This is a genomic window from Nocardia amikacinitolerans, from assembly GCF_900215415.1.
GTDB classification, from domain to species: domain Bacteria; phylum Actinomycetota; class Actinomycetes; order Mycobacteriales; family Mycobacteriaceae; genus Nocardia; species Nocardia amikacinitolerans.
In genome coordinates this window covers 8,632-24,896 of the sequence record NZ_OBEG01000006.1, presented here as the reverse complement: position 1 = coordinate 24,896, position 16,265 = coordinate 8,632, and the positions used below count along the sequence as shown (strand labels likewise).

Below are 16,265 nucleotides of genomic sequence, written 5' to 3'. Positions count from 1 at the left end.
GGCCGACTCGCCCACCCGGTCGTCGTTCCTAGCGCGCGAGCCAGCCCTCGATCGCTTCGGCGACATCGGCCGAACCGTCCTCGAGGATCGAGAAGTGGTCGGCCGCAACCGAAACAACGGTGTGCGCCGGATCCCACGGCTCGGCCCGCCAGTCCACGCGATCCGACGAGCTACCCAGGAAGCTCTCGGCGCACTGGATGAACAGCGTGGGCGTGGTGACGGAGCCGGGCATCATCTGCTGTAGCAGTTGCACGTACCGGCCCATACCCGTCAACCGATCCCGGTCGAAGCGACCGAAGGTGGCTTCGTCCGACACCATGTGTTCGGCCATCGCTCGCAGCAACCAATTGCCGTCGTCGTGCACCTTGTAGGTGTCCAGCATCACCACGCCTGCGGGCGCTGGGCCACCGGCCGCTTCCAGGTGCTCGGTGACGCGGTAGGCCAGCAGGCCGCCCGAGGAGTAGCCGAGCAGAACGAACGGTTCTCCCTGCGCCGCCGCGAGGACGGAGCGCGCGATGGCTTCCGCGGCCGCCGTCGGCGTCGCCGGAAGTGGCTCTCCCTTTCGGCAGCCGATCGGCGACACCGCCACGATGTCCCGCGCACCGCCCAGGTGCGAGGCGATACGGGCGTACTGATGCGCGCCCCCGGTCGCCAGCGGCGGTGTGAGGCAAATGATCCGCGGCAGCGCGGATCCCGCGGCGAGCCGCGTCGGCACCGGCAGCCGGTCCGGTTCCGGTGCGGCGGTGAACTGTTCGCGCAGCTCCGCCGTCACCCGCAACAGGTCGAAGGCCTGGACGAACCGGCCGCTCTCCACCGCGCCACGGAACATCCCGTACAGCGAGTCGTCCTCGGCGGCAGGCGCATCGCCGCGTCGTGCGGTCGCGGCGAGTTCCGTCCGCAGGTATCGAGCCAGCGCCGCCGGCGTCTTGTGGTCGAAGATCGCGGCCGTCGGCAGCGTCAGACCGGTGGACGCGTTGAGCCTGGTCCGCAGCTCCATGGCGGCCAGTGAGTCGAAGCCCGATTCGAGGAAGTCCCGCTCCGGGTCGAGCGCGTCGACGCTCTCATGACCCAGCAGCCTGGCAGCGGTCTCGAGAATGTGCTTGCGGAGCCACTCTTCTTGCTCGGACTCCGGGAGCTGTGCGAGCTGCCTGCGCAGTGCGCTCGCGTCCTTGGCTCCCGCGCTCTGTCGCCGCCCTGCTCGCTTGGCCAGATCGCGCAGCAGCGCGGGCACCACATCCCGAGCTCGCAGGGCGGGCAGGTCGATCTCGGTCAGGATGCTCACCGGAGCCGCCGAAGCCACTGCGGCATCGAACAATTCGAGCGCCTTGTGCGCGGCGAGTGGCGGCAGACCCTGGCGGCGCATGCGCTGCCGGTCTGCCTCGCCGAGCCACTGCGACAGGCCCGTTTCGATATCCCACAGCCCGTAGGCGAGCGCGGTAGCGGGCAGGCCTTCGGCGTGCCGGTGGGTGGCGAGCGCGTCGAGGAATACGTTGGCCGCCGCGTAGCCGCCCTGGCCTGCGGGCAGGATGGAGCCCGCGACCGAGGAGATCAGCACGAAGGCGGACAGCCCGGCAGGCCGGGTGAGCTCGTGCAGATACCAGGCCGCGTCGGCCTTGGCGGCGAGGGAGTAGTCGATCTGCTCGGGCGTCAGTGTCTCGACCATCCCGTTGTGGGCAACGCCCGCGACGTGCACGACCGCACCCAGCGGATGCTCGGCCGGGACCGAAGCGAGCAGTTCTCGCAACGCGTTTCGGTCCGCCACATCGCAGGCGACCACCCGCACCCTGGCACCGAGATCGGTCAGTTCCGCGACGAGATCCGCGGCGGCATCCGGTCCGCGGCGCCCGGCCAGCAGCAGGTGCCGCACACCGTGCTCGCTCACCAGGTGTCTGGCAAGGTGACGGCCGATTCCGCCGGTGCCGCCGGTGATCAGTACCGTCCGTTCCGGATCCCACGGCGCCCGCGCGGCCGACTCGGGTAGCGCGGCACGCACCAGCCGCGGCACCCACGTCCCATCCTCCCGGACCGCCAGTTCCGGTTCGCCCGACATCGCCGCGGCGGCAGAGTGATCCGCGGTGATCTCGGCTGCGGCCTCGACGAGCACGATGCGCCCGGGATGCTCCGTTTGCGCCGCGCGCACCAGGCCCCACACCGCAGCCGCGGCCGGGCCAGACGAGGCGTCGGCGACGACCGCCAAAGTGCTTGCCGCGTAACGCTGCTCGCGCAGGAACTCCTGCACGACCACGAGTGTCCGATGCAGCGCGGTACGCAATCGGACCGGCTCGTCGGCGCCGTCGACCGGGGGACGGAACACCACGACCGAGGCCGACTCGGACGACCCCCACTCGGCCCACGAACCCGCCGAGCCCAGTTCAGGACCGGGCCGCCAGCTCACCTCGTACCGCCCGTCCGGTGCGGAACGAGTTGCGGCCGAGAGCAATTCGAGCGACATCGGGCGCAGCGCGAGCGACCCGACGGACAACAGCGGCGACCCACCGGCATCGGCGATCGCCAAGGCGACCTCGCCCTGGTTCAGCCAGGACAATCGAACCCGCACCCGCCGGGCGCCGTCGGCGTGCACCCGCACCGAGGACCAGGCGAACGGCACCAGGGTGGGCCGCTCGGCCTGCTCGTCCACGCCCTGCGGGAGGCCGAAGGACAGCGCGTGCATGGCCGCGTCCAACAGCGCCGGGTGCATGCCGTAGCCCTGGGTTGCGGTCGATTCGGGCAGCGCGACCTCGGCGAAGAGGTCGTCACCGCGCCGCCACATGGTTCCCAGTCCGCGGAAGGCGGGCCCGTAGTTGTAGCCGTGGTCGGCGAGTACGTCGTAGGCGCCTGCCAGCTCGATGTCCGTGGCACCGGCCGGTGGCCACTGCGCGAAGTCCGTCCAGCCGTCCGGTGTTTCGGCTTCCCGGGTCGGACTCACCGTGCCCTGCGCGTGGTGCGTCCACGGCGCCGACGGATCGTCGTCGTCCCGCCGGGAGTAGATGTCGAGCCGCCTGCGGCCGGTGTCGTCGCCGTCGCCGACGATCACCTGGATGTCGGCGCCGCCCTGCCCCTGGAACACCAGTGGCGCGAGCAGGGTGAGTTCCGCCAGCTCCGGGCAGTCGACCTGGTCGCCCGCGTGGGCGGCCAGTTCGACGAATCCGGTGCCCGGCAGCAACACCGTGCCGAGCACGTCGTGATCGGCCAGCCAGGGATGGGTGCTCGTGGACAGGCGGCCGGTGAATCGGACGCCGCCGCTCTCCGGCTGCGCCACCAGGGCGCCCAGCATCGGATGGTCGGTGGAGCGCAGGCCGAGTGCGTGCGCCTCCCCGGTGTGCAGCGGGCCGGTGGACCAGAAGCGGCGGTGCTGGAAGCTGTAGGTGGGTAGGTCGATCTTCGTGCCGCCGGTGCCGGTGTAGTAGCTCGTCCAATCGACCGTCGCACCCGAGACGTGCAGTCGGGCGAGGCCGGTCAGCACGGTCGCGGGGTCCGCGGAGTCACGTTTGGACAGCGCGACAGTCGTTGCGGTGTCAAGGGTTTGGGCGATCATCGGGGTCAGCACCGCGTCGGGGCCGACCTCGGCGAACCTGGCCACACCTAGACCCGCCATCACCGCGACGGCGTCCGCGAACCGCACGGTGTCCCGGACCTGACCGACCCAGTACGACGGATCCGACATCTCGTCGGCGACCCGGGCGCCGGTCACGGTGGACACCAGCGGGATACGCGGGCGTGCGAACGTCAAACCCGCTATCGCCGTGGCGAATTCGGCCAGCATCGGGTCCATCGATGCCGAATGGAACGCGTGCGAAACCCGGAGTCGGTGTGTGCGCCAACCGTGTTCGGCACAGGCCTCGGCGAGGGCGACGACGTCGGCTTCGACACCGGAGAGCACCACCGACGACGGGCCGTTGACCGCCGCGATCGACACCATACCGGTCAGCAGCGGCCGAACATCGGCCTCGGAGGCGCCCACGGCGACCATCGCGCCACCCGAGGGCAGCGCCTGCATCAACCGACCACGCGCGGCCACCAACACACAGGCGTCCGTCAGCGACAGCACGTCGGCCACGTGCGCGGCGACGACCTCGCCGATCGAGTGACCGGCCACCACATCCGCGCGCACGCCCCATGATGCGAGCAGCCGGAACAACGCCACCTCGAAGGCGAACAGACCCGCTTGCGCGAACACGGTCCGGTCGACCAGATCGGCGTCCGCCAATGCCGTGCTCAGCGAAACAGGCTGCTTCAGCAGCGGATCGAGCTCGGCGACGATCGCGTCGAAGTGGTTGCCGAAGACCGGGAAGGCCGCCCGCAGCTCTGCGGCCATGCCTGCCCACTGCGCGCCCTGACCCGAGAACACCACACCCGTCGAACCCGCCAGCACGCGGCCGGTCACCACACCGGGCGCCTGCGCACCGGCCGCCAAGGCCCCGACACCTGCCAACAGCCCCGAACGGTCACCGGCCATCACCACAGCGCGATGCTCGAAAACACCGCGTGTCGACGCCAGCGAGAAGCCGATATCGATCGGATCGTGTTCGCCCACACGCGATGCCAAGCGGTCGGCCTGCGCGGCCAGTGCCTCGGCACTGCGAGCCGAGACGGTCCATGGCAGCAGCCCGCCCGCAGGCGCGGACTTGACCACCGGCTCCGGCGGCGCCGTCGGCGCCGGAGCCTGTTCGATGATGACGTGGGCGTTGGTGCCGCTGATACCGAACGAGGAGACACCCGCACGACGCGGTCGATCCACCTCCGGCCACGCCACCGACTCGGTCAGCAAGCGGATATGTCCTTCGGACCAATCGACTTTGGTGCTGGGCGCATCGACATGCAGGGTCTTCGGCAACAGTCCGTGGCGCATCGCCATGACCATCTTGATCACACCACCGACACCGGCGGCGGCCTGGGCGTGACCGATATTCGACTTCAACGAACCGAGCCACAGTGGCCGATCCGCATCGCGACCCTGCCCATAGGTGGCCAAAAGGGCCTGGGCCTCGATCGGATCGCCCAGAGTCGTACCGGTGCCATGGGCTTCCACCACATCGACATCGGTCGGCGACACACCGGCATTGGCCAACGCCTGCCGGATCACGCGTCGCTGCGAGGGACCGTTCGGCGCCGTCAACCCGTTCGACGCACCATCCTGATTCACCGCCGAACCGGCGATCACCGCGAGCACTTCATGGCCGTTGCGGCGGGCATCGGACAGCCGCTCGAGCACCAGCATTCCGGCGCCCTCGGACCAACCGACACCATCGGCCGCGTCCGCGAAGGATTTGCAGCGGCCATCCGGCGACAAACCGCGCTGCCGACTGAACTCCACCAGAGTTTCCGGAGTCGCCATCACCGTCACGCCACCGGCCAACGCCAGATCGCATTCACCCGACCGCAGCGACTGCGCCGCCAAATGCATTGTCACCAAAGACGACGAGCACGCCGTGTCCACCGACACGGCCGGGCCCTCCAAACCGAGGGTGTAGGCGATGCGACCGGACACCAGGCTGCCTGCCGCGCTGTTGCCGGTCCCCTGGGCGTAGTCGTGGTACATGACGCCGGTGAAGACGCCGGTCGAACTACCGCGCAGCACAGCGGGATCCACACCCGCGCGCTCCAAAGCCTCCCACGTAGTTTCGAGCAGTTGCCGCTGCTGCGGATCCGTCATCACCGCTTCGTTGGGGCCGATTCCGAAGAAGTCGGCGTCGAAATCGGCAGCGGTGTGCAGGAATCCGCCCTCGCGCGTGTAGGACTTGCCCGCGCGGCCGGGTTCCGGATCGTAGATGCCGTTGAGGTCCCAGCCTCGGTCGACCGGGAACGTCGATATCGCGTCCCGGCCGGTGCGCACGAGTTCCCAGAGTTCTTCCGGGGACGTCACCCCTCCGGGGTAGCGGCAGGCCATGCCGACCACGGCGATCGGGTCGCCGTCGACAGCCCTGACGGCAGTGACCTCGACATCGCGGCTCGTCCCGGCGAACTCGTCGGCCAGGTACCGCGCCAAAGCCTCGGGTGTGGGGTAGTCGAACACCAAGGTCGCGGGCAGCGTCAGACCGGTGGCGGCCTTCAGCGCATTACGGAATTCGACAGCGGTGATCGAATCGAAGCCCAACTCGTTGAAGGCCCGGTCCGCTGCCACCGCGTTCATGTTCTCGTGGCCGAGGACGGTGGCGATCTGACCGCGCACGATCTCCAGCAGCACGTCGAAACGCTCGCCGTCGGGAGTGCTCGACAGCCGAGCACGCAACGCCGCCGACGCACCCGAGGCGGCCTTGCGGCGCTGCGGGACCAGTGCGGAGAACAGCGCGGGCGCTGTGAATTCCGCGGAGCGCATGGCATCCAGATCCACCCTGGCGAGGACGAGGGCCGCCGTGTCCATTGCCGTCGCGGCGTCGTACAGGGCGAGACCCTGGTCCGCCGACAGCGGCAGCAGGCCCGACCGGGACATCCGGCGCCGGTCGACGTCGCTGAGCTCAGCGGCCATACCTCCGTCCGTGCTCCACAGCCCCCAGGCCAGCGATAGGCCGGGCAGCCCGGAGGCCCTGCGGTGCGCGGCCAGCGCGTCGAGGCAGGCGTTGGCCGCGGCGTAGTTGCCCTGACCGGGGCTTCCGAACGCACCGGCGACCGAGCTGAACAGCACGAACGCCTTCAACGGCAGGTCGGCGGTCAGCTCGTGCAGGTGCAGTGCGGCGTCGACCTTCGGGGCAAGCACCGCGTCCATCCGCTCCGGACTCAGCGATGCGATCGCACCGTCGTCGAGCACACCGGCGAGGTGGAAGACGCCCGTAAGCCGTTGTGCGGCAGGAACAGTGGCGAGCACTTCGGCGAGCGCGCCGCGATCGGCGACATCGCATCCGACGAACTCGACCTCGGCACCGAGCCGCTGCAACTCTTCTCGCAATGCCGTTGCGCCGGGACCGGATTCGCCGCGCCTGCTGAGCAGCAGCAGACGGCGCACGCCATGGGCGTTCACCAGGTGCCGGGCGAACAGCCCACCGAGGAAGCCGCTGGCACCGGTGATCAGGACGGTCTCGTCCGGATCGAAGGAACCGATCACCGGAGCGTCGGTGGCGACGACCCGCCCGAGTCGCGCTCTGTACACCTGCCCGTCACGCACCGCCACCTGCGGTTCCTCCGACGCGAGAATCCCGCCGAGCAGACCGCCGAGCTCGGAATCGGTATCCACCAACACGATTCGGCCGAGCCCTTCGGCCTGTGCCGAACGGACCAGGCCGCCGACAGCGGCACCGGCCAGATTCGAAATATCCTCCCCGGACACCGATATCGCACCACCGGTCCTGACCACCAACACCGAATCACCGAACCGAGGCTGGGCAATCCAGGAGTGCAGTGCTTCCAAAACCCGATGGGTAGCGGCACGAACGGACGCAGGATCATTGCCCGCCGGGCAGTCCAGCACCACTGCCTGCGGGACCTGCTCCCCCATGTCCCCGAGATCCGCCCATGCCACCGAGGCGATCTCGTTCTCGCTCACCGTGATCGGTGTCCAGCTCACATCGAAGACGGCGGTGCGGGTAATCGATGTGCCCGCGGTCAGCTGTGCGGGATCGATCGGCCGAGACGCCAAGTGCCGCACCGTCGCCACCGCAGCACCGGTCGAGTCCGCCAAATCCAGTGCGACTCCGCGTTCACCGATTCGAGTGAGCCGAACGCGCAACGCATCGGCCCCCGCCGCATGCACAGTGACACCCGACCACTCGAATGGCAACGCCAGACCGGATCCCTCCAACCCGGCTTCATCGGCGAAACGCAAGGCGTGCAATGCAGCATCCAACAACGCTGGATGCACACCGAACCGTTCCGCATCGCCTCGCGCCGCCTCTGGCAACTCGACCTCGGCATAGAGCCCATCGGCTCCGCGCCACACCGCCCGGAGCGCCTGGAACACCGGACCGTAATGATAGCCCTGCGCATCGAGAGAGTCGTAGAGGTCCTCGACGGGAACCGCGATGGCGTCGGCGGGCGGCCACTGCGCAAGGTCCGCCGGTGTGTCGTCGGCTCCCGACACGAGGACACCTTCGGCGTGCAAAGTCCACGACGTCTCCGGTTCGGCGTCGTCGTCGGGGCGGGAGAAGATCCGCACCCCGCGGCGTCCCTCGTCCGCGGCGCCGATTACGACCCGCACCGCGACACCACCGGACTCCGGCAACACCAGCGGGGCACGCAGAATCAGCTCGTCCAGGCTCGAGCAGCCCACCCGCTCACCGGCGTGCAGTGCGAGTTCGACGAGCCCGGCGCCGGGGAACAACACGGTGTCCATGACCCGGTGGTCGGCCAACCAGGGCTGCGTCCGCACCGACAATCGGCCGCTGACGGCGACCACATCGGAATCCGGTTGCGACACCACCGCCGACACCAGCGGGTGACCGGTCGCGACGAGACCCATCGACCGGGCGTCGCCCTTGCCCGCGGCACCTTCGGATATCCAGTAGCGCCGGTGCTGGAAGGCGTAGGTGGGCAGGTCGATGCGCCGCGCCCCCGTCCCGGCGTAGAAACCGGCCCAGTTCACCTCGGCGCCGGCGACGAACAATCCGGCGATCCCACCCACCACCGTGGACGCGTCGGCACGGTCACGGCGCGCCAACGCGACCGCCACGGCGGCCTCGTCGTCGAGAGTCTGCGCGACCATCGGGGTCAGCACCGCGTCGGGGCCGACTTCGGCGAACCGGGACACACCCATATCCGCCATCGCCGCAACGGCATCCGCGAAATTGACGGTGTCCCGGACCTGGCCGACCCAGTACGCCGGATCGGTCATCTCTTCGGTGATCCGGGTGCCGGTCACGGTCGACACCAGCGGGATGGTGGGCCGACCGAAGGTCAAACCCTCGATCGCCGAGGCGAACTCGGCCAGCATCCGGTTCATCAAGGCCGAATGGAAGGCGTGCGAGACCCGCAATCGATGTGTCCGCCAACCACGCTCGGCACAAGCCTCGGCGGTAGCCATGACATCGGCTTCCACACCGGAGATCACCACCGACGACGGACCGTTCACCGCCGCGATCGACACTCCCTCGGTCAGCAGCGGTGTCACGTCCGCCCGCGAGGCGCCGACGGCGACCATCGCCCCACCCGAAGGCAACGCCTGCATCAAGCGACCACGCGCGGCCACCAACACACACGCATCCTCGAGCGACAGCACCCCAGCCACATGCGCGGCAGCTACCTCACCGATCGAGTGACCAGCCACCACATCCGCACGCACACCCCACGATTCGAGCAGACGGAACAACGCCACCTCGAACGCGAACAACCCCGCCTGCGCGAACACCGTCCGATCGATCGAAATCTCGTCCGACAACGCGGTGGCCAGCGAAACCGGCTGCTCCAGAAGCGGATCCAGCTTCGCGACGATCCCGTCGAAGTGCTCGGCGAACACCGGATACACCGCACACAACTCGGTCGCCATACCGGCCCACTGCGCACCCTGACCCGAGAACACCAGACCCGTCGATCCCGACGCCACGCGGCCGGTCACCACACCCGGAACGATTTCGCCGCGCCCGAGGGCCTGGATACCGGCCCGCAGGGCGTCGTCCTCGGGCGAGAACACCACGGCACGATGCTCGAACAACGCGCGCGAGGTGGCGAGCGAGAATCCCATGTCGATCGAATGGTGGTCGCCGACATGGGAGGCCAGTCGCCGGGCTTGCTCCGCCAGTGCCTCGGCACTGCGCGCCGAGACCACCCACGGCAGCACCCCGCCAGTCGGCGCGGACTCGACCACCGGAACCGGGTCGGCCGCAGGCGCCTGTTCGACGATGAGGTGGGCGTTCGTGCCGCTGAGGCCGAACGAGGAGACACCCGCGCGACGCGGCCGATCCACGTCGGGCCACGCAACCGGCTCCGTCAGCAGGCGGATATGCCCTTCGGACCAATCGACTTTCGTGCTCGGCCGGTCGACATGCAGCGTCATGGGCAGCACACCGTGGCGCATCGCCATGATCATCTTGATCACACCACCGACACCAGCCGCCGCTTGGGCGTGACCGATGTTGGACTTCAGCGATCCGAGCCACAGCGGACGATCCGCATCACGAGCTTGGCCATACGTCGCCAAGAGCGCCTGCGCCTCGATCGGATCACCCAAAGTCGTACCAGTACCGTGAGCTTCCACCACATCGACTTCGACCGGCGACACCCCGGCATTGGCCAACGCCTGACGAATCACCCGCCGCTGCGACGGACCATTCGGCGCCGAGAAACCATTCGACGCACCATCCTGATTCACCGCCGAACCAGCGATCACCGCGAGCACTTCATGACCATTACGACGCGCATCGGACAACCGCTCCAACACCAACATTCCGGCGCCTTCGGACCACCCGACACCATCGGCCGCATCCGCGAACGACTTACACCGACCATCCGGCGACAAACCCCGCTGCCTGCTGAACTCGACGAGCATCTCCGGGGTGGACATCACCGCGACACCGCCGGCCAACGCCAGATCACACTCGCCCGACCGCAGCGACTGGGCCGCCAAATGCATGGCCACCAGCGACGACGAACACGCCGTATCCACCGACACCGCGGGACCTTCCAAGCCAAGCGTGTAGGCGATGCGACCGGACACCAGGCTGCCTGCGACGCTGTTGCCGGTCCCCTGGGCGTAGTCGTGATACATGACGCCCGTGAACACACCGGTCGAACTGCCCCGCAGCACACCGGGATCCACACCGGCCCGCTCCAGCGCCTCCCACGAGATCTCCAGCAGCAACCGCTGCTGCGGATCCATCATCGTCGCCTCGTTGGGACTGATCCCGAAGAAGTCCGCATCGAAATCCGCCGCGTCGTAGAGGAATCCACCCTGTCGCGTGTAGGTCTTGCCCGCCTTACCGGGCTCCGGATCGTAGATACCCTCGAGATCCCAGCCACGATCCGACGGCAGGTCACCCGTGGTGTCCATGCCTTCGGCAACCAGCCTCCACAGGTCTTCGGGAGACGCGACACCACCCGGGTAGCGGCAGCTCATCGCCACCACCGCGATCGGATCGTCGCCGGCCACCCGGCTGGCAGTGACCGCGACATCCTGGCTCGTGCCTGCGAGTTGGGAATCGATGAACTCGGCGACGACCTGCGGGTTGGGGTAGTCGAAGACCAGCGTCGCTGGCAGTTGCAGACCCGTCGCGGCATTCAGCTTGTTGCGGAACTCGACCGCACTCAACGAATCGAAACCGAGCTGCTGGAACGCCTGCTGCGGCTCCACAGCATCCACCGACGCATGCCCCAAAGTCGCGGCGGCCACCGAACGGACGAGATCGAGCAAAGCCCGCGCACGATCCGCGTCCGACAAACCGGCCAGCTTTCGGGCGAAAGCCTGACCAGCCGCGCCGTGGTTGGCGCGGCGCACCGGGGTCGGCACGAGGCCGCGGACCAGGGCCGGGATCAGCTCGCCCCGCGTCCGGAGCACCGCCCGATCGATCCGCAGCGCCACCAGCTGCGGGGTATCGGTGGCGATCGCGGAATCGAACAGCGCGAGACCCTCAGCCTCGGAGATCGGCGGGAAACCCTGTCGGCGCAGCACATCGAATTCGGCCTCGGACAGCTCGACACCGAGCCCGGTCGATCGCGCCCACAACCCGTAGTCGATGGCTGTTGCCGGCAATCCCAGGCTGTGACGATGTGCGGCAAGGGCATCAAGGAACACGTTCGCCGCGGCGTAGTTCGCTTGCCCGGCGGCAAGCACCAACCCGCCCGCGGACGACACCAAGACGAACAGCGACAACGCGGCGTCACGAGTCAGCTCGTGCAGATGCCACGCCGCATCGACCTTGGGCCCGAACACATAATCGACCCGCTCGGCCGTAATCGACTCCACCAGACCGTTGTCCGCCGTACCCGCCGCGTGCACCACACCGACCAGCGGTTGTTCTGCCGAAATGCCGTCCAGCAACGCGGCAAGCGCAGACCGATCCGACACATCACACGCGGCAACAGTCACCTCGGCACCGAGTTCAGCCAGCTCCGCACGCAGCTCCGCTGCACCAGGGGCATCCATGCCACGCCGAGACGTCAAAAGCAGATGACGCACACCATGTCCGACCACCAAGTGCCGAGCGATCACCGCACCCAGACCACCCGTACCACCGGTCACCAGCACCGTGCCCGGCTCGGACAACCGAAGCTTCGAACCAGGTGCGTGACGACTCAATCGCGGCACGAGCAGTGTCGAACCACGTAGCGCGGCCTCGGGTTCCAGCGCGACCGTCGCGGCCACAGCGGCGATGGCGTGCGCGTCACGATCCTCGTCCCGATCCAGGTCGAGCAGCTGGAATCGGCCAGGATGCTCCGCTTGCGCGGCACGCAGCAGACCCCACACCGGCGCCTGACCCAGATCCACCCGCTCCGAGTCGTCAACGGCCACCGCACGTCTGGTCAGCACCACCAAACGCGAACCGGCGAAACGCGGTTCGGCCAGCCAACCCCGCAGTGTGTCGAGCACACCGATCGCGATCCGGCGGGCGGCCTCCGGCGGCGCACCGTCGTGGACGGGGATCTCCCACAGCACGGTCTCCGGAACATCCGTTGCCCCGGCCCCATCCAACTCGGTGATCAGCGCCGCGAGGTCACCGTTCAGTACCGCCACCCGGCCCGGCTCGACGCTCGCCTGCGAGGGCGCGGCCGCGACCCACTCCACGCCGTAGAGGGCATCATCCACCCGATCCGCCTGGAGGCGATCGGCCGACACCGGCCGAGAAACCAAGGCCCCCACCGACATCACCGGCCCGCCTTGCTCGTCGGCCAACTGCAGCGCGAACCTGGTGCCGTCGACCACGATGCGCACCCGCACCGCGCTCGCACCGGCCGCATGCAGCACCACCCGGTGCCAGGTGAACGGCAGCGCCGGGAAGCCCTCGACACCGCCACGCATACCGTGCACGATCCCGGCGTGCAGCGCCGCGTCGAACAGTGCGGGATGGATGCCGAATCCCTTGCCGTCCTGCGCATCCGGCAGCGCGACCTCGGCGAACAACTCGTCACCGCGCCGCCACGCCGCCTGCAGCCCCTGGAAGAACGGGCCGTAGCCGTACCCGATGTCGAGCAGCTCGTCGTAGACGCCGTCGATGCCAAGGGGCTCGGCACCGGTCGGCGGCCACGCGGCAAGATCGAAATCGGCCACCACCTCGTCGGGTGCGAGCACACCTTCGGCGTGCAGCGACCACGGCCCCTCGCTGGCCTGCCGCGAATGCACACTCAACCGCCTGCGACCGACCTCGTCCGCCGCCGTCACCACGACCTGTACCGAGACGCTGCCCTCGGCAGGCATCGTCAACGGGGCCTGCAAGACCAGCTCGTCCACCACGGCGCAACCGAGCACACCGCCGACGTAACTCGCCAGCTCGACGAATCCGGTGCCAGGCAGCAATACGGTGCCGAGCACGCTGTGGTCGGCAAGCCACTCGACCGAGTCCACGGCCCACCGGCCGGTGAAACTCACGCCACCCGAATCCGGATGCGGCACCACCGCACCCAGCAGCGGATGCTCCACCCCGTCCAGCCCGACCGAGCCTGCACCGCCCAGTTCGGCGCCCAGCCACGACATGGTGAGTGCTTCTTTGGGATCCAGCCAGAAACGCTGATGCTGGAAGGCATAGGTGGGCAGGTCGACGCGCCGACCTCCGGTGTGGAGACCGGCCCAGTTCACCTCGGCGCCGGCCACGAACAACCCCGCCACCCCAGCCAACAGCGTGGACGCGTCGGCACTGTCACGGCGCGCCAACGCCACCACCGCAGCGGTCTCGTCGTCGAGAGTCTGGGCGATCATCGGGCTCAGGACCGCGTCGGGGCCGACCTCGGCGAACCGGGACACACCCATATCCGCCATCGCGGCAACGGCATCGGCGAAACGGACCGTGTCACGAACCTGACCGACCCAGTACGCCGGATCGGTCATCTCATCGGTGATCCGAGCGCCAGTCACCGTCGACACCAACGGGATGCTGGGCCGACCGAAGGCCAAACCCTCGATCGCCGAGGCGAACTCGGCCAACATCGGCTCCATCAACGCCGAATGAAAAGCATGCGAAACCCGCAAACGGTGCGTGCGCCAACCACGCTCAATACAAGCCTCGAGCAGAGCGGCAACTGCGTCCTCGACCCCGGACAGCACCACCGACGACGGACCATTCACCGCCGCGACCGACACCCCATCGACACCGGCCAACAACGGCAGCACATCGCCCTCGGACGCACCCACAGCCACCATCGCCCCACCAGCAGGCAACGCCTGCATCAAACGACCACGCGCGGCCACCAACACACACGCATCCTCGAGCGACAACACCCCAGCCACATGCGCGGCAGCGATCTCACCGATCGAGTGACCAGCCACCACATCCGCACGCACGCCCCACGATTCGAGCAGACGGAACAACGCCACCTCGAACGCGAACAACCCCGCCTGTGCGAACACCGTCCGATCGACCGAATCCTCGTCCGACAAGGCCACATTCAGGGGAATTTGCTGCCCCAGCAGTGGCTCCAGCCCCGCGACAATCGCATCGAACTGCTCGGCGAACACCGGATACACCGCACACAACTCGGCCGCCATACCAGCCCACTGCGCACCCTGACCCGAGAACACCACACCCGTCGAACCCGGCACCACCCGACCGGTCACCACACCGGGAGCAGTTTCGCCGCGCCCCAAGGCCCGCATACCCGCCAGCAGCCCATCACGATCCTCGGCCACCACGACCGCGCGATGATCGAACACCGCACGCGTCGACGCCAGTGAGAAACCGACATCCGCTGGATCCAAGCCCTGATCAGCGACATGAGACGCCAAGCGGGCGGCCTGTGCGGCCAGCGCCTCGCTACCGCGCGCAGAGACCGCCCACGGCAGAAGCCCGCCCGTCGGCACAATCTCTCGTTCTGGAGACTGTTCCACTGTCGGTTCGGCCACCGGCGCCTGCTCGATGAGGACGTGCGCATTCGTGCCGCTGATACCGAACGACGAGACTCCCGCACGACGCGGCCGACCCGCGTCCGGCCACGCCATGGGTTCGGTCAGCAAGCGCACGTGCCCCTCGGACCAATCCACCTTGGTGCTCGGCCGATCGACGTGCAGCGTCTTCGGCAGAGTGCCATGGCGCATCGCCATGACAATCTTGATCACACCACCCACACCAGCCGCCGCCTGAGCATGACCGATGTTGGACTTCAACGATCCCAGCCACAAAGGACGATCCGCAGAACGCTCCTGGCCATACGTGGCGAGCAGCGCCTGCGCCTCGATCGGGTCACCCAGAGTCGTACCCGTGCCATGGGCTTCCACCACATCGACATCGACCGGCGATACACCGGCATTGGCCAACGCCTGACGAATCACCCGCCGCTGCGACGGACCATTCGGCGCGGTCAACCCATTCGACGCACCATCCTGATTCACCGCCGAACCGGTCATCACCGCGAGCACGTGGTGACCGTTGCGCTGGGCGTCGGACAACCGCTCCAACACCAACATTCCCGCGCCCTCGGACCACCCGACGCCATTTGCCGCGTCCGCGAAGGACTTACACCGGCCATCCGGCGACAAACCCCGCTGCCTGCTGAACTCGACGAGCGTCTCCGGAGTCGCCATCACCGCGACACCACCGGCCAAGGCAAGATCGCACTCCCCCGACCGCAACGCCGCCGCGGCCGAATGCATCGCCACCAGCGACGACGAACACGCCGTGTCCACCGTGACCGATGGCCCCTCCAGACCGAACACATACGAAACACGGCCCGAGGCAATGGATCCCGTATTCGCATTGGCCGGATAGTCGTGATACATCATGCCGACCCACACACCGGTCCGGCTGCCCTTCAACGAACCCGGATCGAGACCGGCCCGCTCGAACGCCTCCCATGATGTCTCCAGCAGCAGAAACTGCTGCGGATCCATCAGCGCCGCCTCATTGGGGCTGATGTTGAAGAACGCCGGATCGAATTCGCCTGCGTCATGCAGAAAGCCGCCCTCGCGGGTGTATGCCGAGTTAGGCGTCTCACCGGTCGGGTCGTACAACCGTTCGATGTCCCAGCCGCGATTCGCCGGGAACTCCGACGTCGCGTCGGTCCCCGCGGCAACGAGGTTCCACAACTCCTCCGGCGAACGCACCCCACCCGGATACCGACACGCCATACCCACGATCGCGATCGGCTCACGAAGCGACGACTCGAGCTTGCGGTTGCGGGCACGCAACCGCTCGGTCTCCTTGAGCGAGACACGGAGGGCCTGAGCCAGCTTCTGAGTGTTGTCGTCGGGCTTGGTCATC

At 68.3% G+C, this 16,265-nt stretch carries 1 protein-coding gene; it reads right to left on the bottom strand.

All coding sequences use genetic code 11. The annotated features are described in order from the left end of the window. Positions 1-28: 28 nt before the first annotated feature. Complete coding sequence (locus CRP45_RS24685) at positions 29-16,264, bottom strand: type I polyketide synthase (RefSeq protein WP_097247222.1); 16,236 nt, start codon at positions 16,262-16,264, stop codon at positions 29-31. Position 16,265: the final 1 nt, after the last annotated feature.